Source organism: Haloplanus sp. XH21 (assembly GCF_023276355.1).
GTDB lineage: Archaea > Halobacteriota > Halobacteria > Halobacteriales > Haloferacaceae > Haloplanus > Haloplanus halobius.
Window position 1 is genome coordinate 1,530,301 of the sequence record NZ_JALLPL010000001.1, and the last position, 22,898, is coordinate 1,553,198.

22 protein-coding genes and 2 tRNA genes are annotated in these 22,898 nt (G+C 63.0%); 8 read left to right on the forward strand and 16 right to left on the reverse strand.

The genetic code is table 11. From position 1 onward, the window contains the following. The first annotated feature begins 42 nt into the window (after positions 1-42). On the forward strand, positions 43-198 hold the full coding sequence (locus MXB53_RS15805; RefSeq protein WP_345779699.1) for a rubrerythrin-like domain-containing protein: 156 nt from the start codon (positions 43-45) through the stop codon (positions 196-198). A 154-nt stretch (positions 199-352) separates the two neighbouring features. Here MXB53_RS15805 and MXB53_RS07875 read toward each other — a convergent pair whose 3' ends face one another. After that, a complete protein-coding gene (locus tag MXB53_RS07875) occupies positions 353-532 on the reverse strand; it encodes a DUF7836 family putative zinc-binding protein (RefSeq protein WP_248896829.1) in 180 nt (59 codons plus the stop codon). A gap of 84 nt (positions 533-616) precedes the next feature. Here MXB53_RS07875 and MXB53_RS07880 point away from each other — a divergent pair, with 84 nt between their 5' ends. From MXB53_RS07880 to MXB53_RS07890, 3 genes are all read left to right on the forward strand, one after another. Continuing rightward, positions 617-2,509 carry an ABC transporter ATP-binding protein gene (locus tag MXB53_RS07880; protein ID WP_248896830.1) on the forward strand — a complete coding sequence of 631 codons (1,893 nt, stop codon included), beginning with the start codon at positions 617-619 and terminating at the stop codon, positions 2,507-2,509. A 53-nt stretch (positions 2,510-2,562) separates the two neighbouring features. Next, positions 2,563-2,637: transfer RNA gene (locus MXB53_RS07885), tRNA-Met, on the forward strand. A 68-nt stretch (positions 2,638-2,705) separates the two neighbouring features. Continuing rightward, the gene (locus MXB53_RS07890) at positions 2,706-3,401 is read left to right on the forward strand and encodes a type 1 glutamine amidotransferase domain-containing protein (protein ID WP_248896831.1); all 696 of its coding nucleotides are present in this window, start codon (positions 2,706-2,708) and stop codon (positions 3,399-3,401) included. A 29-nt stretch (positions 3,402-3,430) separates the two neighbouring features. On the opposite strand, the gene MXB53_RS07895 is transcribed toward MXB53_RS07890, so the two are convergent. From MXB53_RS07895 to MXB53_RS07920, 6 genes are all read right to left on the reverse strand, one after another. Then, entirely contained in the window at positions 3,431-3,574 is a 144-nt protein-coding gene (locus tag MXB53_RS07895; RefSeq protein ID WP_248896832.1) for a hypothetical protein, read from the reverse strand. A 34-nt stretch (positions 3,575-3,608) separates the two neighbouring features. Next, on the reverse strand, positions 3,609-4,370 hold the full coding sequence (locus tag MXB53_RS07900; protein WP_248896833.1) for a hypothetical protein: 762 nt from the start codon (positions 4,368-4,370) through the stop codon (positions 3,609-3,611). Positions 4,371-4,736: 366 nt separating this feature from the next. After that, a complete protein-coding gene (locus MXB53_RS07905) occupies positions 4,737-5,270 on the reverse strand; it encodes a TATA-box-binding protein (protein ID WP_248896834.1) in 534 nt (177 codons plus the stop codon). Positions 5,271-5,280: 10 nt separating this feature from the next. Then, the gene (locus MXB53_RS07910) at positions 5,281-8,778 is read right to left on the reverse strand and encodes an Eco57I restriction-modification methylase domain-containing protein (protein WP_248896835.1); all 3,498 of its coding nucleotides are present in this window, start codon (positions 8,776-8,778) and stop codon (positions 5,281-5,283) included. Between the two features lie 703 nt (positions 8,779-9,481). Then, a tRNA-Ile gene (locus MXB53_RS07915) sits at positions 9,482-9,555 on the reverse strand. A gap of 57 nt (positions 9,556-9,612) precedes the next feature. Continuing rightward, entirely contained in the window at positions 9,613-10,098 is a 486-nt protein-coding gene (locus tag MXB53_RS07920; protein WP_248896836.1) for an FxsA family protein, read from the reverse strand. A gap of 128 nt (positions 10,099-10,226) precedes the next feature. On the opposite strand from MXB53_RS07920, the gene MXB53_RS07925 reads away from it, so the two are divergent. Both MXB53_RS07925 and MXB53_RS07930 read left to right on the forward strand, forming a co-directional pair. Beyond that, entirely contained in the window at positions 10,227-11,825 is a 1,599-nt protein-coding gene (locus MXB53_RS07925; protein ID WP_248896837.1) for a DUF255 domain-containing protein, read from the forward strand. A gap of 41 nt (positions 11,826-11,866) precedes the next feature. Continuing rightward, positions 11,867-12,673 (forward strand): TrmB family transcriptional regulator, encoded by an 807-nt coding sequence (locus MXB53_RS07930; RefSeq protein WP_248896838.1) that lies wholly within the window; start codon positions 11,867-11,869, stop codon positions 12,671-12,673. On the opposite strand, the gene mptA is transcribed toward MXB53_RS07930, so the two are convergent. The 7 genes from mptA to MXB53_RS07965 form a co-directional block, all read right to left on the reverse strand. Further along, positions 12,670-13,602: a GTP cyclohydrolase MptA gene (mptA, locus tag MXB53_RS07935; protein ID WP_248896839.1), complete on the reverse strand. Its 933-nt coding sequence runs from the start codon at positions 13,600-13,602 to the stop codon at positions 12,670-12,672. The two genes, MXB53_RS07930 and mptA, sit on opposite strands and share 4 nt — an antisense overlap. Positions 13,603-13,646: 44 nt before the next feature. Next, positions 13,647-14,054, reverse strand: coding sequence for a DUF7124 domain-containing protein (locus MXB53_RS07940; RefSeq protein WP_248896840.1), 408 nt, complete (start codon positions 14,052-14,054; stop codon positions 13,647-13,649). Positions 14,055-14,110: 56 nt separating this feature from the next. Further along, on the reverse strand, positions 14,111-14,323 hold the full coding sequence (locus tag MXB53_RS07945; protein WP_248896841.1) for a DUF7979 domain-containing protein: 213 nt from the start codon (positions 14,321-14,323) through the stop codon (positions 14,111-14,113). A 116-nt stretch (positions 14,324-14,439) separates the two neighbouring features. Further along, positions 14,440-15,879 (reverse strand): NAD(P)(+) transhydrogenase (Re/Si-specific) subunit beta, encoded by a 1,440-nt coding sequence (locus MXB53_RS07950; RefSeq protein ID WP_248896842.1) that lies wholly within the window; start codon positions 15,877-15,879, stop codon positions 14,440-14,442. Between the two features lies 1 nt (position 15,880). Continuing rightward, on the reverse strand, positions 15,881-16,162 hold the full coding sequence (locus MXB53_RS07955) for an NAD(P) transhydrogenase subunit alpha part 2 (protein WP_248896843.1): 282 nt from the start codon (positions 16,160-16,162) through the stop codon (positions 15,881-15,883). Positions 16,163-16,168: 6 nt separating this feature from the next. Next, positions 16,169-17,347 carry a Re/Si-specific NAD(P)(+) transhydrogenase subunit alpha gene (locus MXB53_RS07960; protein ID WP_248896844.1) on the reverse strand — a complete coding sequence of 393 codons (1,179 nt, stop codon included), beginning with the start codon at positions 17,345-17,347 and terminating at the stop codon, positions 16,169-16,171. A 249-nt stretch (positions 17,348-17,596) separates the two neighbouring features. Further along, positions 17,597-18,835: an NAD(P)/FAD-dependent oxidoreductase gene (locus tag MXB53_RS07965; protein ID WP_248896845.1), complete on the reverse strand. Its 1,239-nt coding sequence runs from the start codon at positions 18,833-18,835 to the stop codon at positions 17,597-17,599. Positions 18,836-18,945: 110 nt separating this feature from the next. On the opposite strand from MXB53_RS07965, the gene MXB53_RS07970 reads away from it, so the two are divergent. Further along, positions 18,946-19,521 carry a DUF6149 family protein gene (locus MXB53_RS07970; protein WP_248896846.1) on the forward strand — a complete coding sequence of 192 codons (576 nt, stop codon included), beginning with the start codon at positions 18,946-18,948 and terminating at the stop codon, positions 19,519-19,521. A 3-nt stretch (positions 19,522-19,524) separates the two neighbouring features. On the opposite strand, the gene MXB53_RS07975 is transcribed toward MXB53_RS07970, so the two are convergent. Further along, complete coding sequence (locus MXB53_RS07975) at positions 19,525-20,835, reverse strand: NAD(P)/FAD-dependent oxidoreductase (RefSeq protein WP_248896847.1); 1,311 nt, start codon at positions 20,833-20,835, stop codon at positions 19,525-19,527. Between the two features lie 114 nt (positions 20,836-20,949). On the opposite strand from MXB53_RS07975, the gene MXB53_RS07980 reads away from it, so the two are divergent. Then, positions 20,950-21,552, forward strand: coding sequence for a DUF4352 domain-containing protein (locus tag MXB53_RS07980; RefSeq protein WP_248896848.1), 603 nt, complete (start codon positions 20,950-20,952; stop codon positions 21,550-21,552). 86 nt (positions 21,553-21,638) lie between these two features. On the opposite strand, the gene gatD is transcribed toward MXB53_RS07980, so the two are convergent. After that, on the reverse strand, positions 21,639-22,883 hold the full coding sequence (gene gatD, locus MXB53_RS07985) for a Glu-tRNA(Gln) amidotransferase subunit GatD (RefSeq protein ID WP_248896849.1): 1,245 nt from the start codon (positions 22,881-22,883) through the stop codon (positions 21,639-21,641). Positions 22,884-22,898: the final 15 nt, after the last annotated feature.

Below are 22,898 nucleotides of genomic sequence, written 5' to 3' on the forward strand. Positions count from 1 at the left end.
TAGACAAGAGTTAACACGTATCGGTGCCAAGACGGTGGCATCATGCCGACCGTCACGGACCCTGCCCCGTGTGATCCGGACGAAAAGTTGTACGAATGCACGGCGTGTGGTCACCGGCTCTGTACCGCGGATACGCCGACGGGCTGCCCGGAGTGCGACGGCGTCCTGCAGAACCTCAGTACCCCGCGGCCGCAGTAGCACCGCCGAGAACGGCGTTCGTCACACTTGCGGCAGTGATGTCTCTTCCGTTCAGGCAGTCACAGCGCCGGGACGCTGCCGGCGATAACGCGAACCGTCGGTTGGATCGGTTGCAGGAGCGGTTTCGGTTCGCATCGACGGCCAGCCGACAGTCTCACTCGAACTGCTGGACCAGTTCTAGGTCGCGTTCGGTCCGCATGAACTCCGCGAGCCGTCGTGTCGCGTGACAGGAGGGACAACTGAAGTTCTTCCGGTGACCGGGAAGGTCGGTCGGGGTCTCTTCCCAGTCTTTGCCACATTCGGGACACTGCAGTCTGACGAACGCTTCGACCATACGCTCCTTGTCTCGCGACTCCGCATTAAATGTTCGGCGGAGCCGGACCGAGACGTTTTGGTCACCCGTTCCGTTCGTCGATGCGTGCGCGACGAAGACGTTCTGGACGTGGCACATGGCGACGGCGACGGAGCACCCCTCCGCCGGGTGCTGGTGACACACGGACGCACGCACCTCCCCGTGTTCGTCCTCGGTGGCGTCGCCAGCGCCCTCTCTATCGGCCTCGAACTGCTTCCCTCCTATCTCCTCGGCGTCGCCATCGACGTGTTCTTCATGAACGAGCGGCCGTTCTCGCTGCCGCTGATTCCGACGGCGTGGCTGCCGTCCGACGTTCGCTCACAGTTCGTCCTGCTCACCGGCCTCGTCTTCGGTCTCTATCTCGTCTCTGCAGCCCTCGCCTGGGTCAACAGTTGGGCGTGGAACCACTTCGCCCAGCATCTCCAACACGAGGTGCGGACGGCCACCTACCGGACGATTCAGAACCTCGAACTCGACTTCTTTGAGGGGACACAGACGGGCGAAGTGATGAGCGTCCTCAACAACGACACCAACCAGCTCGAGGAGTTCCTGACGACCAGTCTCCACAACGCGATGCGAATCGGCACTCGCGTCGTCGTCATCGGCGCCATCATGCTGTGGCTGAACTGGCAACTCGCTATCGTGGCGCTGCTGGTCGTTCCCGCGCTCACCGCCGTTTCGGTGGCGTTCGTCCGGCGCATCCAACCCAAATACGGCGAGGTCCGCGAGCAGGTCGGAACGCTCAACGCGCGTCTGGAGAACAACCTCGGCGGCATCGAGACGGTGAAAGCGTACACGAACGAGGACTTCGAGAACGACCGCGTCGCACGGGCGTCACGCGGCTATCTCGACCGACAGTGGGAGGCCATCGCTACCCGCATCGCCTTTTTCCCGACGCTTCGCGTTCTCACCGCGACGGGGTATGCGGCGACGTTCCTGCTCGGTGGCTGGTGGGTCCTCTTTGGCCCACCCTCGGTCTTCACGCTCCCGCTTTCGGCGGGCGTGCTGGTCACCTTCCTCCTCTACAGTCGGCGCTTCCGGTATCCGATGCGGCGCTTCGGCGAGGTGCTCAACGACTACCAGTACGCCCGCGCCGCCGCGGCCCGCATCGTCAGCGTGCAGGACCGCCGCGCGCGACTGCCGGAAGCCGAGGATGCGATTGACCTCGTCGACCCCGAGGGACGGGTCACGTACCGAAACGTCAGCTTTCGCTACCCCGACGAGGACGATTCCGTGCTCGACGGCGTGAGTTTCACCGCCGAGCCGGGCGAGTTCGTCGGCGTCGTCGGTCCCACGGGAGCCGGGAAGACGACGCTCCTGAAACTCCTCCTCCGGTTCTACGACGTCGACTCGGGGCGTGTCGCAGTCGACGGACACGACGTGCGCGACCTGACGCGCACCAGTCTCCGCGACGCCATCGGGTACGTGAGTCAGGAGCCGTACCTGTTCCAGGGCACCGTCGAAGAAAACGTCAGATACGGCCGCGAGGACGCCGACAGAGACGCGGTCGTCGCGGCGGCACGCCGCGCGGGCGCCCACGAGTTCATCCGTGACCTCCCCGACGGCTACGAGACGGTCGTCGGCGAACGCGGCGTGAAGCTCTCGGGCGGCCAGCGCCAACGCGTCGCCATCGCCCGCGCGCTGCTGACCGATCCGGAACTGTTCGTCCTCGACGAGGCGACCAGCCACGTCGACAACGAGACGGAGACGGTCATCCGGCAGCAACTCGCGGAGCTAACCGCCGACCGCACCACCTTCGCCATCGCCCATCGGCTTTCGACCGTCCGCGACGCCGACACCATCCTCGTCCTCGACGACGGTCAGCTCGTCGAACAGGGGACCCACGAGGAACTGCTCGCGATGGACGGTCTCTACGCCGACCTCTGGGCGGTGCAGGTCGGCGACGTAGACGACCTGCCCGAACGGTTCGTCGAGCGCGCGGCGACTCCCGACGACTGACCCGGCGTCCCGATGTCAAAACCCTTAACGCCGTCTCCCGAATAGTGGCTGGTAGCGGGATGGGATAGCCAGGAGATTCCGCCGGGCTCATAACCCGGAGATCGGTAGTTCAAATCTACCTCCCGCTACTGTTCCCACACCCACTACCCCACACGCGTCAGGAACCCCTTTACTTCTCCCTCCCGTAACGTGGTGCATGCCATCCGCACTGTTCGTCGTCAGCGAGGAAGGGTACTGGGGAGAGGAGTGTATCGAGCCGCTCACGACGCTCGATGCGGTCGACGTGGACGTCACCGTCGCGACGCCCACGGGCGGGAAACCAGTCATCGACGAGCGGTCGATCGATCCGGCGAACGTCGGCGAGGAACTCGCCACCCAGGTCGAGGAGGTCCACGAGACCGATCCGCGACTCGCCGACCCCGAGCTACTGACCGAGGTCGACGCCGCCGACCACGACGCGGTCGTGTTCCCGGGCGGCCACGGGACCGAGTGGGACATCAACCAGGACCGTCACGCGCGGGCGCTCCTCCGCGACGCCGTCGAGCGCGAGGACACGAAGGCGCTCGTCGTCTGTCACGCCGTCGGCATCCTGGCGTTCACCCGCGATTCGGACGGCGGCTTCCTCGTCGCCGGTCGGAGCGTCACGGGGTTCCCGAACGCCTGGGAAGAAGGGATCGTCGACGAGCAGGATCTGATGCCAGACGGACGAAAACTGCCGTACTGGGTCGAAGACGAGGTGATTGCTGCGGGCGCCAACTGGGACGCCGAACTCGGCGCCGACGTGTCGGTCACGGTTGACGGCGACCTCATCACTGCCCGCGGGCCGGCGTCGTCGTCCGCGGCTGCGCGAACGTTACTGGCGGAACTCGGTGTCGAGACACCCGAGGCGTAACTGTCCCGTCGGAGCGGCGACGCCGACGCTCAGGACTCCTGTTCGGTCCGTCCGAGGTAGGCATAGCAGTTCGGACACTGGACCGGCCGCGCACCGTACTGATCCCGTTCGCCGAGAAACTGCGTGTGTGAGTAGCCACGGCCACACTCCTCACAGGTCACGATGACGACCACATCCGAGCCAGTCGCTCCGTCCTTTTGGAGGTGTCTATCCCGAATCGCCGTCCGCCTCGGCATCGTCGGCCGACGGCCGCACGAGGTTGGCGAGCGTTACGAGAATGCCGAACCCCCACCCCACCGGCACGGCCAGCCCACCCCACATGGCGACGTACGCGAAGCCGACGAGTTCGAACCGCTGCCGCAACAGGGTGTTCAGCCCGCCGTAGGCGAGGATCGAATCCAGCAACCAGACTGCGAGCGTCTCGCTCCGGGGGAAGACGACGCTCGCGAGCGTCGGTGAGTAGAGCGCGGCGACCACCGGCGGGAGGAACACGGCGATGACGGCGAACGGGTAGGCGACGAAGACGGTAGTGCCGCGCCCGCCGATCCGTCCGAAGAGGAGGGCGAGCACCGTCGCGAGAACCGCAACCGATCCCGCGGCGGCGACGGCGAGAAAGCCCTCCGGCGAGAATCGGACCCGCGCGAGTACCGTCAGCGCCCCCCAGGCGACGATGGCCAGGAGGACGGTGCCAAGCGCACCGAGTCGCGTCGTCGTGCGGTCGACACGCCGGACGTGGAACCGGATCAGGAGACCTAACACGGCCAGCGGATAGCCGACGAGAAGCCCCAGAACGCCGAGGATGGCCCACGCGCGGTACGCCAGTCGCTCGCCGGTCGTTTGGGGCTGCCACCGGTTCATGACCGGGTGTGACTCGCGGAGTTTGGGGAACGCAAGCGCCATCCAGAGACCGTGAAGTCGCCGCAGGTCGTACTGTATGTCGGCGACGATACTCGTCAGGACTACGCCCATCGTCACGTCGGTTCGAGCGGACGGGGTTAACGGTTTGGAGTTCTGACGCGAGAAACGGAGCGGCGCGGGAAACGGATCACCGGGAAGCTGCTTCGGGTGCGATTCGGCATGTCGCTGGTTGTGTGTGGACGATAGACTCCGTCATCACCTCACATTATGGTATGGTGTCACACACCAAGAAAGTTGCGGCCGGATCGGATCTTGATTTGGATGAATCTCGTCCGCTTGGAACTCTACCGCCGTCCCGAGACGGGCACTCCGTTGAAGAAGAAAGAGAAGGGCGAGCGCCACGTCGGCATCATGAGGAATCAGTCTGAGCGCAGATAGTGTATAATTGTGAGAATCAAGCAGGGGGTAACGCAGCAATCAGCTTTCTAATGTCTTACTTTTCACCAACAGTTGTGATTCCTCCTCTTTCGCATCACTTTCGTTCTCAAATCCAGTAAATAGTACCTTACCGCTTGAAAAAATGAGGATCACACCGTTAGATCCCTCAGTTCGGTAAATTAATCCGGGAAACTGTTCTGGTTCATACTCTACATTCTCCAATCCAAGTTCAACTGCAAGAGTCTGTAAATCAATATGACTCTCAAAATCAGACATAAACACCATATATTTGACCGAAAAGGAGTGTTCTGAGAGAGCGCCGTTCGAAACCTCAGACAAATAGTCCGTGAATTTTTCACGAACACGATATAGCTGGTCGAAGGAGGTTGCACCCGGAATAGTGTAACTTCCAGCCGGATAGACCATTATAAGTGGGGTCTCAGAATCAAAGCGTAAATCTAATTGACCGGGTTTTAATTGGCAAATATCCGTTCCGAGATCGTGATGGAGTTGTTCTATATCGAGTTCGTCAAAATTCAACTCGCCTGTTGCCACGATATTGACTATCTCCATCCTACGTCGTTCACCACGTTTCTAAGAAGTCATTTAGGACAGAGACATCTTGTTCGTTAAGATCATACACATCCTGCAAGACCGCTTCATCCAACTCTGACTGCAAGTTTTCGGCTTCCTCCTCAAGTCTTCCAATACGCTCTTCATCGGATTCATATTCGGTCATCAGAGCCAGAACATCTTCTTTTGTAGGCACTGCCATATTCATAACCTCGGGACGACCGAGACGCTTGTCCTGCGCTTTGAGGAGCTTGAATACGAAGTCTCGAACCTGTTCGTCTCCGAAGTTTATCGTGTGCCCACGCTTCATCACGACCTGATAGATTCTCTCAGAGTTCACCTCCATCTTATCGTTAGTCCGAATTGGATCTTGACGGTAGTCGTCATCCGAGAGGTCAACAGATTTAGCGAGGTTAAGGATAGTCCACTCTCGCTCGTAGGATGGTAGATAGTTGAAAATGTCTTCTATCTTCACCTGCAGTTCTGTTATCGCCTCTATGGTGTTCCGAATGTCCTTCGCAAGCGTTGAAATCCGCTCCTCATCTTTCGGAAGAACAACGGGGAGCGGTTCCAAGAACGTCTTCCCATACGAGTAGAACTTGCTGTTGAAAATAAAGCTGATATGCTTATGATAGAATTCGGTAACACGCGAGTTCAGAAGTCCTCCGAAATACAGCGTATCGGAAGCTGCTGGTGCATACTCATCACGTAGACGAAGACCGTACCCACCCGCTGTGCCGCCCCCGACGAAATAATAGGTCCCATCGGTATCTGGGACGAACGACGGTTCTTGACGGAGGACACCGAGCATGATTTTGTCGGATTCGAATTTCTCAATATTCTGTTTCCGACCGAAGGCCCACCATTGCTCTACATTTCGCCAACTACCTCCGTCTCGCTCTTTGAGCCTATCTTCGTGGTCTGAGAAGAACTTCCATGCCAGAGGGAATTCATCCCGAAGGGTCTCCTTTGGTAGCAATTCAGCTTCTTCGCCATGAATTTCGTAGGGGAATACCACCCAGAGATTCTGCCAATCAAACTTCCATCGATGAATCTCATCACCTTTCAGCACTCGTCGAAGAATCCCTTTCTCGATTTTTCTGAATTCATCTGATCCGCCGGGTTTGAACTCTACAATACCCTCCTCCTCGGCTTCCCGGACTGTCCCGATGTAGACGCTGTCAGCGCTTGTTTGCATTCCGACAAAGATGTCCTTCGACACATCATTCAGACGCAAATCTGCCGCTCGTTCTATTTTATCGAAGACTTCCCTTTCGTCCGCCGGCATCGGCTTCCAGATCGCCGGAGTACCTTCGTTGTCTTTGGCTAACTGGGATTGTGAGTATTCAAATAACTCATAGTCTTCTGCATTTTCAGGTGTTCTCCACCTATCTAGATGCCGGATATCTTCCAAGACATCGTCGTTCTTGTCGGAAAACCGGGCACACCGAACAGAGTTGTCTTCTACCGTTCCCTCCCGGTCAATGGTGAAGATACACGGATAGGGAGTTGGAACATCGAAGATATCTGCTTCCTTGAAATCAATTAGGTTGGTGATCGGCTCTTCAACCAGCTGGTCTCGAATTTCCTTGGCGTAATCTGCCATTACCAACCGATCGGGACAGATGTACGCCAGCTTCCCGTCATCGGTTAGCCAATCAACCCCTCGCTCAATGAACGGAACATAAATGTCGAAATTTTTGATGGCGCTCGCATAGTGGGTAGAATAGGTTTCCTTCATACCGCTAAGGTTTTGGATCCGGACGTATGGCGGGTTTGCTACCACTACGTCAAACTCCACATCGTCCTTAATTCGGTCTACGGCGTTTCGGTCTTCAATGAAGGCTTTCGCACGACCGTTGTAGTCCGCGAATTGTTCAAGACCCGACTGCATCGTATTCGCATCGGAACTCCCCGACTTCTGCTCTCGGAGGGTCGGTGTGAGCGTGTCCGCAACGTGAACCTCAAACCCATCCATCGTGTAGTACGGGTCTTTCTCGGTGACTTTGTCGTAGAGGTCGATAGTCCGGAACAGCAGATTGATTTGCGTAATGTGTGCCGCGAAGGGATTGATGTCAATACCATAGACGTTCTCTTCTATTCGTTCGAGAATAGTGCGAGCTTCATCGGCATCCAATCCATGGACGCTAGTCTTGTTGAACTTCCGAAGAAAATGCTGGATAAGGCGCTCGGTGACTTCCGTGAGGAAAGTTCCACTCCCGCAGGCCGGGTCAAGAACCTTCTTCCGTCCGATTCCTTCATTTGGACGGTAGTCTATCGAATCGAGCATGAACTGTACGACTTCGAGCGGGGTGTAGTACTCCCCCAGTTCCTTGCGTTCCTGCTTTGGAAGGTAGTCCTCGTAGACGTGACCGAGAATATCCCGATTGACGTACTCGAAGTTGAAACGGTTGAGTCGCTTGAGGACTTGCCTCAGCGAGTAGTTAAGATCGTCCTCGAGATCACGCTGTTTTCGCCTCTCAGTTTTCGAGAACTGCCCACGCTTGTCCTTGGCGACCCACCACCAGTCGAAGATACCGAGTTCGTAGAGGTCGGGATAGTGGTCGTCAATGCGGTCGTAGGTATCCACGAGTGCGTCGAGATACGGGCGAGCTTTGTCACGTTCCAGTTCATCTGCCATCCCCCGAGAGGAGAGCCGAGTATGGTCTACGATTTCCTTGTCTTCGGCAATTCGGGCAAACAGCGATCGATTCAGGATGATGTATGCGGTTTCTCGACAGAACACCTCTTTCGCATTGTCGCTCCGTCCGGTGTACTCTCGCCACTCTTTCCAATCGGGGAACGTGGATTCTAAGAATTCCTTCGGATATGAGTCATCCTCGCGGTTCCGGTAATCCTCGAAGAATTCTTTGAGAACGCTGGTAAGTTCGTCAAGCGAGTCCTTGATAGCATCCAAGAATAGTTCGTACCCTTCGTCATCTGTGCCCGGTTGGTACTGAACGGGCACCTCTTGGTGCGTCTCACGGAAGTACTCGGCGTCATCGAAGTCCACGTACCGACTGCGATGGAGGTGTTCGAGTTGGTTGAGGGCGTTTTGCTGTCCCGTAGATAGGTTCTCGAAGTCAGCCGTTGCTACTGTATCTACGTCGAACCCGCCGATACTGCTAATCGTGCTGTCTTCGGAGATGTACTCGTAGAGTCGGAGGTCGTGTCCGTTTGTGAGAATTCCGTATTTCGCGCTTCCGACGCCGTTCATGTACGTCTCTAACTGTTCTACGTCATCGAGGTCGAGGTTGTGGGAGGGGCGTTTCGTCTCGCAAACGATGACAGGGAATGGCGGTTCGCTGTCGTCGTAGAACAGCAGGTCTTTTCGGTCGTCCTCGAAGTTGATGTGTCCCTCGCCTTCTGTCCGAGACCAATCCAGCGCGTCGGTAAACAGGTGATCTACCAGCGAATATCGGAAGTCGAATTCGCTTCCCTCTTGACGAATCTCGTCGTGGATCGCTGTAATTGCTTGATGAAGGTCACGGAGGGACGCATCGGACATGGATACGGATTCTGTTCAGCATGATATAAAGATTCATCCACCGGAAGGAGTCATCGAAGCCGTATACCCCGTACTTGTATCGTGTTTTTGTCCCGGCAGTTTTGAAACGAGTTACTCACCGTAGGCATCGACAAATCACAACAGAGTCCATTCTACCACGTTACTTGTGTGCTCAGTAGATGGAGCAGCTCAACCATGATAACAGACGTAGAGATGAATAGGATTGTTTGAGAAGTAGAGGAGGTAATCACAGTCGCTATCGAAGCGGCAGAGGTGGCAATACATGAGATAATCGTAGCTAACTTGCATACGCGAGTCAAGCGTTGGTTAGTGTCGCCACTCCCCGAGGAGTCGTTGGCTGGCATATTTTGATTGGCAGCGCTTCCTGCTGCTTGGGCCGTTAGCGCCTTCCATACGGCATTTCTCAGGATAGTGTGATAAACGAAATCCCACGGAGGGTGGTTAGCACTAACGAACGGTTAGGTGAGATAAGAATGATCGTTTTACCCCGGTCAGGAGATGGATTTCGAGAGGTATAATAAAGATATGGGCAAACGATATCTCATCGCCCCTCTTTTCGACATAATAAGTTCAATTCAACCGCGACACTCGCCTCTATTCAGGATACTTCCGAACGAAGTTAGGTGGCTGGGGAGTTCTCAGCCCCTAATGCGCCACGGCAAGAAACCGTGAGCGCTGTGGATGGGCCAACACGGATTTGAACCGTGGACCTCCCGGTTATCAGCCGAGCGCTCAACCTGACTGAGCTATTGGCCCAGGTGAGCGCATCAAATGCTTGCGTGGTCGGTTGTTTAAGCGTTTCCGTTCGGCCCGTTACTCATCATCGACGCGATAGGACCCGCCGTCGACGTCGTACACGTCGTCGTCAGTGTCCTCGTTGGGGAATCCGCCGGTGTAGACGCGGCCGGTGACGAAGCCATCGCTTTTGGCGTCGATGTATGGGCCGACGACGAACCGACTGAGCACGGCCCGGATCGGTGCCCGCGTCAGCGGGATGCCGAGGAGGAACCCGATGGCGTCGGTGACGAGCCCCGGTGTGAGCAGGAAGGCGCCGGCCGCGATGAGCAGGCCGCCGTCCATGAGCTCCTTCGTCGGCACCTCGCCGGTCGCGAGACGCCGCTGGAGGCTCTGGATCGTGTGTCGCCCCTCGGCGCGCACCAGCAACATGCCGATGAGTCCGGTGAGGACGACGAGCGCGACGGTGACCGGTGCGCCGACGGCGTCGGCGACGAAGACCAGCAAGAGCGCGTCGGCGAGCGGGATGAGCAACAGGAGTGCGAACACCCAGCGCAGGCGCATACCCCATCTCTCTCGTGGCGACGCATAGCCCTTTTGACCCGCGCGTGGCGTCGAGCGGCGGGGAGCCACCGACCGGTTCCGCACGGCGACGACGAAGCCCTTAGGCCCGCCCACCGCGGAAAGGGGGTATGACTGATGGGACGCGCGTCGAGTGGCGACCGTGGGGCGACGAGGCGTTCGCCGAGGCCCGCGAGCGGGGCGCCCCCGTGTTGCTCGCGCTGACGGCGACCTGGTGTGGAGACTGTCACGAGATGGACGCCCGAACGTACGGCGAGCCACGGATCGCGGCGAACTTGAACGACGGGTTCGTCCCGGTCCGGGTCGACGTGGACCGGCATCCCCGCGTCCGCGAGCGGTACAACGTCGGTGGCTTTCCGTCGACCGTGTTCTGCACGCCCGACGGCGAGCGAATCGCCGGCGCGGGCTTTCTCGGCCCCGACGGCATGCGACAGGTGATCGACCGAGTGCGCGAGCGCTGGGACGCAAGCGGCGTCGAGGCGGGCCGCGTGCCCCGGTCGCTCGCCGGCGATCACCCGCCCGACGGCCCGGTCATCGACCGCATCGAGGAACACATCGCGGGACAGATCGACACCGCCTTCGACGCGAAGTTCGGCGGCTGGGGCGACGCGCCGAAGTTCCCCCTGCCGCGAACGGTCGAGTTCGCGCTGAAACGCGACCGCGCCAAGGCCCGCCAGACCCTCGACGCCATCACGCGAGGGCTGTTCGACGAGGACGACGGCGGCTTCTACCGCTACGCCCGCTCGCGGGACTGGAGCGATCCGGACCGGGCGAAACTCCTCGCGGACAACGCGGCGCTGGTCCGGGCGTTCGCCAACGCCTACTGCTACACGGGCGAGGAGGCGTACCGCCGGCCAGCCGACCGGACCGTCGCGTATCTCGTCGACGATCTCTGGAACGGGTCGGCGTTCGGCGGCAGCCAGGGACCGGGCGACGGCGCCGACGGGGACATCGGCCCACGGACCGATCTGACGGCCTTTGCCGGGGCGAACGCCCTCGCGGTCGACGCGCTGCTCGTTCTCGCGGCCTACACCGACGCCGAGCGGCCCCGGGAGTACGCACAGCGAGCGTTCGCGACCCTGCAGTCGACGTTGATCGACGACGACGGCACCGTCCGCCACCACGCGGCCGACGATGCCCCGACGCTGCTTCTGGCCGACCAGGCCCGCACCGTCGCGGCCGGCGTCCGCGCCGTCCAGGTCCTTGGCGACGACGACGCCCTCGACGACGCCCGCCGCGTCGCCGATCGGACGATCGAGACGCTGTCCGATGGCGGTGCGTTCCGCGATGGACCGACCGAGGGAACGGGACTACTCGACCGCCCGCTCTATCCGCTCGATGGCAACGTCGAGATCGCGGACGCCCTGCTCGACCTGGCCGTCCTGACGGACGAGAGTCGCTATCGCGCGGTCGCACACGACGCCATCGGCGCCTTCGCCGGGGCGTGGGACCGATTCGGCGTGCAGGTCGCGGGCTACGGCGCCGTGGCCGCCCGTCTCTGTGGCGACCCGCTGGTGATCGACGTGGCGACCGACGCCGGGACCGACCTCCACCGCGCCGCCCTCCGCGTCGCCGACCACGAGAAAGTCGTTCGCCCGGCGGCCGCCGATCCGGACCCCGGAACTGCCGTCGTCCGGATCGGGGATCGGTCGCGGACGGCGTCGACGCCGGCGGAACTCGCGGATCGCGTCGCCGAACTCGCCGAATAAACGACCGCTCCGTTTTTGTGCGTCGGTGTCCAGGTCCGGACATGGCGACGTTGCGCGATCTCGGCCTCTCGGAGTATGAATCTCGGGCGTACCGTGGACTCCTCGATACCGGACCGGCAACCGCCAAGGAGTTGTCGTCCGGGAGTGACGTACCGATGGGGCGGATATACGACGTGTTGAACGGACTGGAGGGGAACGGTCTGGTGCGGAGTCAGGCGGCCAGTCGCCCGAAGAAGTACATCGCGGTCGAACCCGACACCGCGCTGGAACGGCTCGTGGAGGCCCGAAAGCGGGAACTCGAACAGCAGGCCGAACGGTACGAGGCGGTTGCCGACGAGTTGAGCGACGAACTCGACGCCGCGGGACCCATCGAGGGGCAGTTCTGGACCGCGGCTGTCGGCCCGGACGAGACGGTCGACCTGCTCATCGAACGCGTCGCGGCGGCCGACGAGCGGATCCATCACGTCGCCGGCCTCCCGTCCGCACAGGTCGACATCGGTGCGGTGGGCCAGCGCGTTCTGGAGGCCTTCGAAGCGGCGCTCTCACGGGGCGTGTCGGTGTCGATCCTCATCCACCCTGGCCTCGTCGACACCGTGTCGGACGACCTTCGCGCGGCGTACGCCGACCGCCTCGGCGACGACGAGAACTACGAGATCCGCACGTCGACGGCCATCGACGGCACCTTCACGCTCATCGACGGCGAGGAAGTGTGTATCGAGGTGCCGAACCCGCTCGACTCCGGCGAGGCGTTCGCCATGATCGATTTCAAGGACGCCGCCTTCGCCGACGATGTACGGACCGTCTTCGACGAACAGTGGACGGCGTCGACGCCGCCAGAGCGTCTCTAAGACTGGGCGCCGACTTCTTCGCGCAGTGCCTGCAGGGTGAGTTCCCGCTCCGCGTGGGCGTTGTGCTGGTGGATGGATTCGTCGTTCGACTGCTTCATGTGGACGACCGTCTCGTCGTCGAGGTGGTCGAACTCCTCGACGACGGACTCGGCCAGCGACCGCACGCAGTCCTCGACGAACTTGGCGTTCGCGTGGGCGTGGTAGGTCATGTGGTCCTCGTCCGGCCGCTTCGCGAGATTGTAGATGCGCGCGCTCATGGCGTCGCGGGCGACGTCGATGATGTCCCGGAGGTCGATGTCGGACGCGCCCTCGCTCGTGAGCGTGAGCGTGGCGTGGCCACGCTGGGAGTGACCCGGCTGGGGCACTTCGTCGAGGAAGGCGTCGACCGTCTCCTCGTCGACACCAAGGCTGTCGAGCGTCTCGCGGGCCCGGGATTCGGACATGCCCTGCGAACACGGACAGACGGTCATGCCGGTGACGCGGGCGCCGATCTCCTCTTTCGTTCCCTCCTCGGTGGCGACCGCACCCGCGATGATAGTCGCGGTGTTCTGTGTCGCGAGCCCCGAGGCCGGCGTCTCCTCTCGGGTCACGTAGTCGGCTTCCATCCGCACCTCCGCCGTGGAGGTGTAGTCGTGTTTCTCGAGCAGTCGTTCGGCCACGTCGCCACAGACCTCCTCGACCCGGTAGGAGGGTTCGGAAACGGCCGTCTCCAGCGTCTCGTCGATCACCTGCATGTTTCGGCTCATGTCGATGCCCTTCCGCCCGCTGGGCAGGTCGACGAACACTTCGAACTCCGCCATCAGAACGATCGGTCGCTTCCCGTTCCGGTCGAGTTTGAGGAGTTTCTCGACCCCGGTGACTCCGACCTGACTGAGCCCGACGGTCACGTCGGGCTGGCTTGCCTGTACGTCAGGCAACTGGTGACTCATCGCCTATCTGCACGGACGCGCTGCGATTATGGCTTTCGGTCCGGCTATGGCCAGTCGTCGCGCGTCTCCGCCTCGAAGGGGTCGTCCGCCGTCTCGTCGCCCAGATCCCACGCCGCGAACTCCGCCGCCTCCTCGATGGAAAGATACTCCCAGCTCATCTCCTCGGCGACTTCCCGATCCTCCTCGGTCGTCCCGATGAAGACGTGGCGGTCGGTGTCGAACTGGTCGGCCACGTTGTCGAGGCTCTCGCGCACGCCACGCGGCCCCGAGAAGAAGTCCTGCCGGAGGCGTCGCTTGCGCGTGAAGTTAGTGACGACGTACGTCGGTTGGTCGCTGAGGACGCCCACGTACTCGGTCCACTGTCGGGCGTCGTCGAACACCGCGTTCGGGTCGGCGAGCGCCTTGAGTGCCTCGAGTTCGAACGCGAGCGTCATCGTCCCGCCGCTTTCCATACTCGACATACCGCCGTCGGCGGGCAAAACGGCTTCGATACGACCGGGCCACGACGCTACTGGATGTGGTAGTAGTCCGTGAACACGACGATGTCGCCCTCGCTGAGCCCCGGAAGCGTCGCCGGATCGCGCGGCGACACGCCCTCGGCGACGCCGACGAAAAACTCCTGGGCCGCGTCGTCGAGTTCGTCGAAATCGCGCACTCGGGCGGTTTCGGGCACCGTCTCCGTCCGGCGGACGCTCTTCTCCGAGTCGATAGCCCGTGTCATGCGATAACATACAACACTAACGATCATAAACGTTTCGTCCAGCGAGGGACCCGTCTCAGACGGACTGTCGTCGGTCGGCTCCGGCAGCAACTGCCGAAAAAACACGGCAGTACGTCTCAGCGGTTCTCCTTGTAGGCGTTCACCAGTTCCTGCATCGACTCCTTGGCGTCACCGAAGAGCATGTTCGTGTTGTCCTGGGCGAACAGCGGGTTGGGGATCCCGGAGAAACCGGGGCTGAGGCTTCGCTTATTGACGACGACGGTGCGGGCATCGCCGACGTTGAGAACCGGCATCCCCGCGATGGGGCTGGAGTCGTCGGTGTTCGCCATCGGGTTGACCACATCGTTGGCGCCCGTCACGATCACCACGTCGGTCTGTGAGAACGTGGGGTTCACGTCCTCCAGTTCCCGCATCTTCTCGTATGGTACGTCGGCCTCGGCCAGCAGGGCGTTCATGTGCCCCGGCATTCGGCCGGCCACGGGATGAATGCCGAACTCGACGTCGACGCCGTCCGCTTCGAGCAGTTCGGCCAGTTCGGCCACCGCGTGCTGGGCCTGGGCCACCGCCATCCCGTACCCGGGGACGATGACCACGCGCTGGGCCACGTCCAGCAGCATCTCGACCTCTTCGGGCGAGGTTTCCGTGATATTGCCTTCGTAGATGTCGGGCATGTCCTCGGTGTCGCTGTCCTCGCCGAGGCCGCCGAAGAGCACGTTGACCAGCGACCGATTCATCGACTCGCACATGATGATCGTCAGGATCAGTCCCGAGGCGCCGACCAGCGTCCCGGCGATGATGAGGACGGTGTTGTTCAGCACGAACCCCGTCGTCGCCGCCGCCAACCCCGAGTAGGAGTTGAGCAGGGCGATGACGACCGGCATATCCGCCCCACCGATGGGGACGACCAGAAACACCCCGAGTATCGACGCGGCCGCGACCAGGAACCAGTAGGACGGCACCACCGACGCGAGGCCCGACTCGCTGATTGCGGCCGGCTGCGCAACGAGTGCGGCGCCACCCGCGAGCGCCGCCAGCAGGCAGACGACCTTGATCCCGTGGCCGACGTTGCGGCTCACGGGCGAGCCGCCGACCAGTCCGTGAAGCTTGCCGGCGGCGACGAGGCTGCCCCAGAACGTCACCGAGCCGATGAGGCCCGCGAGGGCCGCCGTCGTCGTCAGACCGAGCGGGAGACCGCCCCCTGTCGCGCTGATGTCGACCAGCTCCGCCCCGGCGACGAGCGCGGAGGCGCCGCCCCCGAAGCCGTTGAACAGCCCGACGAGCTGTGGCATCTCGGTCGTCTCCACCGTTACTGCCAGCCAGACGCCGATGGCGCCGCCGACGAGCAGCGCCGCGCCGAGAACCAGCGGCGACAGGATTTCGAACCAGAGAATGGTGCTGACGACGGCGAGCGCCATCCCCAGCGACGAGATCTGGTTCCCGCGGGTCGCGGTCCGCGGATGGGTCATATCGCGCAGGCCCTGGATGAACAACACCCCGGCGACGAGGTAGGCGAACTGCAGCACCGAGTCCGGGAGCCCCCCGAGGACGCCGGCCATCTTAGCGCCCCCGCTGACTGAACTGGTCGAGCATGAAGTGGCTCACGAGATAGCCGCCGACGACGTTGATGGTGGCCATGACGACCGCCAGGAAGCCGAGCGCCGTCGCGAGCGTCGTCGATCCGGAACCGGCGACGACGACCGACCCGAGGAGCGTGATCCCGGAGATGGCGTTCGCCCCCGACATCAGCGGCGTGTGGAGGTTCGTCGGGATCTTCGTGATGATCTCGTAGCCGACGAACGCCGAGAGCACGAACAGCGTCAGGTTCTGGACGAACGTCATCGGCGATCACTCCGCATCGGTCTCGCCTCCGTCGTCGGTCTCGTTGCCGTCGTCACTGTCCTCGTGGGGTCGTCGTATCGTGCCATCGTGTGTGAGTAGGGTCGAATCGATGATCTCGTCGTCCGTGTCGATGACGAGTTCGCCGTCGTCGAGCAGATGCGTCAGGAAGTTGCGCAGGTTGTTGGCGAACAGTTGGCTCGCCGTGCCGGGGACGGTCGCCGGGAGGTTCGTCGGGCCGAAGACGGTGACGCCCTCGAACTCGACGGTTTCGTCGGCCACCGTCGGGTCGCAGTTGCCGCCGTCCGCAGCCGCCAGGTCGACGATGACCGATCCGTCGTCCATCTCGGCGATCATCTCCTCGCTGACGAGTTCGGGCGCGGGCGCGCCCGGGATGGCCGCCGTCGTGATGACGACGTCCGACTCCGGGACGACCCGCCCCAACTCCTTGCGCTGCTGGCGGTAGAACTCCTCGTCCATCTCCCTGGCGTACCCCTCGTCGTCGCCCGACCCTTCGGTCTCCAGGTCGAGTTCGACGAAATCCGCGCCGAGGCTCTCCACCTCCTGTTTGACTTCCAGACGGATGTCGTAGCCCCGCACCGACGCGCCGAGGCGCTCGGCGGTCGAAATCGCCTTGAGTCCCGCGACGCCCGCCCCGATGACGAACACCTCCGCCGGCTGAACCGTGCCGGCGGCGGTCATTTCGAGCGGGAACAGTTTGGGGAGCCGTTCCGCCGCGACCAGCGTCGCCTTGTAGCCGCCGACGCTGGCCATCGACGACAGCACGTCCATGCTCTGTGCGCGGCTGATGCGCGGCATGAACTCGAGCGCGAACGCGCTGACTCGCCGATCGGCGAGTTCGTCGTACGTCTCGTCGTCGAGGTCGTAGGGACCGAGGGTGCCGACGACGACCTGTCCCTCCCGGTACGGATCCATCGGTTCGTCGGCGTTCGCCGCCAGGCCCCGAACCTGGCAGACGACATCGGCGCGTTCGAACACCTCGTCCCGGTCCGTGACCACCTCGCACCCGGCCTCGCGGTACGCCGCGTCGGCCCAGTCCGATCCCTCGCCCGCGCCGCTGGCGACACAGACGTCGAGTCCGTCGTCGACGAGTCGTTCCGTGACTGGCGGCGTGAGCGAGACCCGCGTCTCGTCTGCCGCCGTCTCGCCGGGGACACCGACGATCATCGCCGTGCCTCCCGACTCGCGATCCCTCGTGCCCCGAGTGCCGTCTCACTGTCCGTCCGCGTTCGGTTACATTGCATCGTCGCACGCCTCCGTGTGTAGCGGTGCCACACTACGTACGCATTCCGGACAGATTATATAAATTCACTGGACAGTTCGGGAGCGGATCATGTCCGCACGCAGCGGGCAGCAGCGAAACGCGGAGAGACGTACCTGCGCGGCGAGCAAAGCGGAAAAAACGACGGGCGGTCCTTACTGTTCCTGGGTCGGCGCGAGTTCGTCGAGGTCGACGGATTTCTCGAGGAGCACGTCCTTCTGATCCGCGACGACGCGTTCCTGTTCCATCAGTTGCTTGTAGGCGCTCTGGGGCGACAGATCGCCGATGAGGACGCCACCGACGATTTTGCCGTCCTTGAACGCCAGCCGCCGCCACTCGGTGTCCGAGTACTTGCGTTCGCATTCGTCGTCGCCGAGGGTCGGGTGGCCAAAGGAGAGGAAGGGGAAGTCGAAGTGGGTGATGGAGTACGAGGAGACGAAGCGGAAGGCCTCGGACTCGTCTTCGAGCATGTTCTTCGCCGCGATGGTGCCCTGGGCCTTGGCGCTGTCCCACGACCCGTTCTGGGTCCGTTCGCCGATGATGGTGTCGTAGTAGCGGGTGATGTCGCCCGCCGCGTAGATGTCGTCGACGTTCGTCCGCATGTACTCGTCGACGAAGATGCCGCCGTCGCGTTCGACGCCCGTCCCCTGGAGGAACTCGGTGTTGTACGTCAGGCCGATGGCGATGCCGACGAAGTCGCCGTCGTAGCGGTCGCCGTTGGGGTCGACGGCCGCAGTGACGTGGCCGCCGTCGTCGGTTTCGAAGTGGTCGACGCCACTCTGGAAGACGGGTTCGACGCCGCGTTCGCGCATGGCGTCGTGGAGGATTTCGGCGCCCTCCGTCGAGAGCGCGTAGCGCCACCAGCAGTCGCCACGCATCAGGTAGTGGGCGTCAACGTCCTGCTCGCCACAGATGGCCGCGAGGTCGATGCCCAGCAGGCCCGCGCCGACGACGATTCCCGTCTCCGCCTCTTCGGCGTGTTCGCGGATCGCTCGGGCGTCCTGAAACGTCCAGAAGTGGTGGATGCCGTCGGCGTCGCTGTTGTCGACCGGCAGCTGTGTCGGCGTCCCGCCCGTGGCGATGAGGAGGTTGTCGTAGTCGATGGTGTCGCCCTCGTGGGTCCGGAGGCGGTGGGCGTCGGGGTCGATATCCGTAATCAGCGTGTTGAGTCGCAGATCGATGTCACGGTCCTCGTACCACGACGGCTCGTGGATGGACACCGGCATCTCGGGGAGTTTCCCCTTGGCAAACTCCTTGATGAGGATGCGGTTATAGAGCGCTTCCCCCTCGTCCGTGATGACGGTGATCTCGGCGTCCGGCGACTCGTCGCGCAACGTCTCGGCGGCGGAGCTCCCGGCGATCCCGTCGCCGATGATTACATACGACTTGGTCATACGCCGACGTTTGGGGGGACGGGTTAATGTCGATTGCTATCCGCGAAATTCGCCTCAATCGGAGTCGGAGAGCCGCTGGGTTGAAGGCCCAACGACCCCAACCCACGCCGATGAAACTCCGCCAGAACGTCCGACACTTCGCCGCCAAACAGGCGCTCACGATGCCCGTCGTCGGCGACATGGTGCGCGAGAAACTCGTCGACCTACACGTCGATGTCTTCGGCGAGAAAGCCGCCGAGGGCCATCGGGAAGAGCGGGAAGCCCACCTCGAGGCCTTCTTCGACCGTACCTTCGACACCTACGTGGACGCCCTCGACGCGGGCTACTCCGAGGCCGAGGCCCGCGAAATCACGCATATCCAGGGCAACTTCGAGTTCTACAACCACGGCTGGACCGAGATGATGGAGTTCCCGGCCGACGAACTACAGGCCCACTACGACCGCTACAGCGACTTCTTCGAGCGCCACGGCATCACCATCGCCGACCCCCTCGGCGAGTACGGCGGGGACCTGCCCGAGGCGCCGTCGACGCCCGAACGCCTCGACGACCCCGAACACCCACACGCCGAGGGCGGGTTCGCCGATGACGTCTACGTCGAGGACGGCGAGGGCAACCTCGTCGTCGGCGGCGCGGACGAACCCGCCGATGTCGACGTGACGGCCGCGCCCGGCGTCGACGAGAAGTGACGGTTACTCGTCGGCGATGCGGTCCGCACACTCGAATCCCGCGACGACGCCGCCGTTGAGGCTCCGCTCGGGGTACTGCGCGCGACTCGCCATCCCCGCGTAGTAGACGCCGTCGGCGACGGCTTCGCCCAGGTCGTACGGCACGATCAGGTCGAGATACCCCCGTTCGTAGACGGGTGCCGCACGCGGATTTCGCGCGACGCGGAACTCGCTGACGCTCGCCCGAGCGAAGTCCGGGAACATCTCTTCGACGTGGCCGAGCCACGTCTCTCGCAGTTCCTCGTCGTCCATCTGCCAGACGGCCTCGGACTCGTCCTGGACGTAACTGGCGATGTAGAGCAGGTGGTCGCCGCCGTAGCGCTCGGTCGGGACGAAGTTCGTGTGCTCGATGAGCGCGCCGAAGGGCGCGTCGTGGGCGATGTTGAGCCAGTACGTGTCGGTGAGCGACTCGTCCATCGTCACGACGGCACACACCGCGCCCTGGAAGTCGATGTCGCAGGCGTAGCCCGTCAGGGATTCGAGCACGTTCGGCATCGTCGCGACGACGACGCCGTCGGTCGACTGGATCTCGGCCCGCTCGTCCGTCTCGACGGTGACCGATTCGACCTGTCCGTCGGCCGTCGCGATGTCCGTCGCCCGCGCGCCGGTGACGATGTTCTCGCGACCCACCGCGTCGACGAGGGCGTCGATCAGGACCGCGAACCCGCCCTCGAAGTAGCCGAGGATCTCGCCCCGCCGCAGGTCGCGTTCGCCGCGGAACTTGATGCGCCCGAGCAGCCACGCCGCGCTCACGTCGTCCTTGCGGTCGCCGAACTTGGCGTCCAGCAGGGGTTCGAAGAAGTTCTCGTAGACGCCGCGCGTGGTGTGTTCGAGCAGGAACTGTTTGATCGGGACGCCCTCGAAGTCCGCCAGGTCGTCGTAGGTGTCGAACCGCGGAACCCCGCCCCGAACGTCGATTTCGAGGGTCAACAGTCCGAGGCGGAGGGTGTCGTAGAGGCTGAGATGCGGGTAGGCCGCGATCTGTGGCAGAGTGTCCAGTGGATGGACGACGCCGTCGACGTAGTAGGCGTTCTTGCCGACCAACCACTCCACCCGGTCGCCGAGGCCGAGGTCCGTCGCGAGGTCGACGATGGTCTCCTCGGACTTCGAGAGGTGGTGGTAGAACTTCTCGACGTCGTCGCCGGCCGTGGCGTAGGTGGCCGCCAGACCGCCGAGGTCGTCGCTCGCCTCCAGCACCGTCGCTTCGTAGCCGTGCTGCTGGAGTCGGTAGGCGGCGGCCAGGCCCGCGATGCCCCCGCCGACGACGTGAATCATACGCGTTCTCCGACGGGTACGGGTAAGTGGATTGTGGATCGGCAGCCGGTCGCAGGTTACTACGCCTGATAACTGGTTACGAACTGGTATATGGACCGATGCTGATCCATGCGCATGGAGATGGATCGGCGGGGGGTTCTCACCGGGCTTGCGGCGAGCAGCGTCCTTCCGCTCGCGGGCTGTACGGGTGACTCGACATCGGCCGACGACGGCGGCGGGGAGCCCACCCCGGACGAGATGTCAGAGACGCCGGTCGGCGCCAGCGCGCGCCCGCAACACGACCTCGGCGACCCGTTCACCGTCGGGACGGGCGTGCGGTCGATCCGCTACGTCGTCGAGACCGTCAGTGTGGCCGAACGGATCGGCACCGAATCGTTCACGACCACCGCGGACGGGCTGTTTCTCGTCGTCGGTCTCACGATGGAGAACGTGGGCGACGAATCCATCGACATCACGTCCCGGCACCTCCAGGTGGTCGACAGTCAGGGCCGGACGTTCGACGCCGACGACGAGGCGACCACGTATCTCAGCCAGGACGCGCGGTTCGGGACGGAAGGCATCACGTTCGAACAGCTCCAGCCAGGGCTCCGACAGACCAGAGCGGTCGCGTTCGACATCGTCTCCGAGGAGTCGTACGCGTTCAAGGTGTCGCCGGCAGGAATCTTCTCGGACGCGGTTCCGCACTACGTGGCGCTTGGAACCGTCCCGGAGCCGTAGCTGTCGTACGGTTTTACTGGAAGTCAGGACCGGGGGTTCGGCGGACCGTCTCGGCGAACCACGGAATACAGTTCCATCGATCCGCTTCAGGTCCAGGGGACGGACCGCGACTGCAGTTCGCCCGCTAGCGATCGCCGCATCGCGTCGGTAGGGTCCGATCGGTTCGCCAGCACCCACATCAGTTTCGCCGTCGCCGTCTCCGGCAGGGTGTCGCCCGCCTCGACGACGCCCGCCTCCAGGAGGTCGCGCCCCGTGTCGTACACGCGGTCACAGACGCGGCCCTCGAGACACTGGCTGGTCATGGCGACGACGGTGCCGTCGTCGACCAGGTCCTCGATGCGATCGATCCAGTTCGTGCTGACGTGGCCCAGTCCCGTCCCTTCGATGACGACGCCGGCCGCGCCGTCGAGGTAGTCGAGAGCCGCGGGGTCCATCCCCGGCGTGAACTTCACGAGTTCGACGCCCGTCTCCAGGTCCGCCGACAGGTCGAGGTCGGTCTCGCCGCGCTCGGGGCCGCTGCGACGGAACGTGACCGCCTCCGTGTCGTAGTCGACGCGGCCGACCGGCTTCGCGCCCACCGTCTCGAAGGCGTCGCGCCGCGAGGTGTGGTTCTTGCGGACGCGCGTGCCGCGATGAAGGGCACAGGCGTCGTCGCTCGACGACTCGTGCATACAGACCAGCACGTCCGCGCGGTCGCTCTTTGCGGCCTCGACCGCACAGACGGCGTTCATCACGTTGTCGCTGGAGGGGCGGTCCGCCGAGCGCTGGCTTCCGGTGAAGACGACCGGCACCGGCGTGTCGAGCATGAACGCGAGCGCCGACGCGCTGTACTGCATCGTGTCGGTGCCGTGCATGACGACGACGCCGTCGGCACCGGCTTCGATCTCCTCGGCGACGGCCGCGGCGAGGTCCTGCCACACCGCGGGCGTCATGTTCTCCGAGAGGATGTTGGCGACGACGCGGCCGCGGTAGTTGGCCCGCCCCGCGAGATCCGGCACTGCGCGGAGCACGTCCTCGGCGTCGAACTGGGCGGTCACGGCGCCGGTGCGGTAGTCGACCGTTGAGGCGATGGTGCCGCCGGTCGAGATGAGCGAAATCGTCGGCAGGTCGTCGTCGAACTCGATGGTCGACGAGCCGTCGCCCTCGGTTGCGCTCTCGATGTCGTACACGTCGCGTTCGAGCACTTCGACGCTGGCGTCGTCGCGGTCGATGCCGACGTTGTAGCCGCCGCTCAGCTTCACGACGAGGTCGTCGGCCGTCGTCGAGGGCATGAGGACGCCCTCGTTCTCGACGCCCCCGCGCTCGACGCGGACGCGATCCCCTGGGTTCATGCGTCGGGCTATCGC

Coding starts and splice junctions, on each gene's coding strand:
- MXB53_RS15805 (WP_345779699.1), top strand. CDS start 43: ATGCCGACCGTCACGGACCCTGCCCCGTGTGATCCGGACGAAAAGTTG.
- MXB53_RS07875 (WP_248896829.1), bottom strand. CDS start 532: ATGGTCGAAGCGTTCGTCAGACTGCAGTGTCCCGAATGTGGCAAAGAC.
- MXB53_RS07890 (WP_248896831.1), top strand. CDS start 2,706: ATGCCATCCGCACTGTTCGTCGTCAGCGAGGAAGGGTACTGGGGAGAG.
- MXB53_RS07900 (WP_248896833.1), bottom strand. CDS start 4,370: ATGGGCGTAGTCCTGACGAGTATCGTCGCCGACATACAGTACGACCTG.
- MXB53_RS07905 (WP_248896834.1), bottom strand. CDS start 5,270: ATGGAGATAGTCAATATCGTGGCAACAGGCGAGTTGAATTTTGACGAA.
- MXB53_RS07910 (WP_248896835.1), bottom strand. CDS start 8,778: ATGTCCGATGCGTCCCTCCGTGACCTTCATCAAGCAATTACAGCGATC.
- MXB53_RS07920 (WP_248896836.1), bottom strand. CDS start 10,098: ATGCGCCTGCGCTGGGTGTTCGCACTCCTGTTGCTCATCCCGCTCGCC.
- MXB53_RS07925 (WP_248896837.1), top strand. CDS start 10,227: ATGACTGATGGGACGCGCGTCGAGTGGCGACCGTGGGGCGACGAGGCG.
- MXB53_RS07930 (WP_248896838.1), top strand. CDS start 11,867: ATGGCGACGTTGCGCGATCTCGGCCTCTCGGAGTATGAATCTCGGGCG.
- mptA (WP_248896839.1), bottom strand. CDS start 13,602: ATGAGTCACCAGTTGCCTGACGTACAGGCAAGCCAGCCCGACGTGACC.
- MXB53_RS07940 (WP_248896840.1), bottom strand. CDS start 14,054: ATGGAAAGCGGCGGGACGATGACGCTCGCGTTCGAACTCGAGGCACTC.
- MXB53_RS07945 (WP_248896841.1), bottom strand. CDS start 14,323: ATGACACGGGCTATCGACTCGGAGAAGAGCGTCCGCCGGACGGAGACG.
- MXB53_RS07950 (WP_248896842.1), bottom strand. CDS start 15,879: ATGGCCGGCGTCCTCGGGGGGCTCCCGGACTCGGTGCTGCAGTTCGCC.
- MXB53_RS07955 (WP_248896843.1), bottom strand. CDS start 16,162: ATGACGTTCGTCCAGAACCTGACGCTGTTCGTGCTCTCGGCGTTCGTC.
- MXB53_RS07960 (WP_248896844.1), bottom strand. CDS start 17,347: ATGATCGTCGGTGTCCCCGGCGAGACGGCGGCAGACGAGACGCGGGTC.
- MXB53_RS07965 (WP_248896845.1), bottom strand. CDS start 18,835: ATGACCAAGTCGTATGTAATCATCGGCGACGGGATCGCCGGGAGCTCC.
- MXB53_RS07970 (WP_248896846.1), top strand. CDS start 18,946: ATGAAACTCCGCCAGAACGTCCGACACTTCGCCGCCAAACAGGCGCTC.
- MXB53_RS07975 (WP_248896847.1), bottom strand. CDS start 20,835: ATGATTCACGTCGTCGGCGGGGGCATCGCGGGCCTGGCCGCCGCCTAC.
- MXB53_RS07980 (WP_248896848.1), top strand. CDS start 20,950: ATGGAGATGGATCGGCGGGGGGTTCTCACCGGGCTTGCGGCGAGCAGC.
- gatD (WP_248896849.1), bottom strand. CDS start 22,883: ATGAACCCAGGGGATCGCGTCCGCGTCGAGCGCGGGGGCGTCGAGAAC.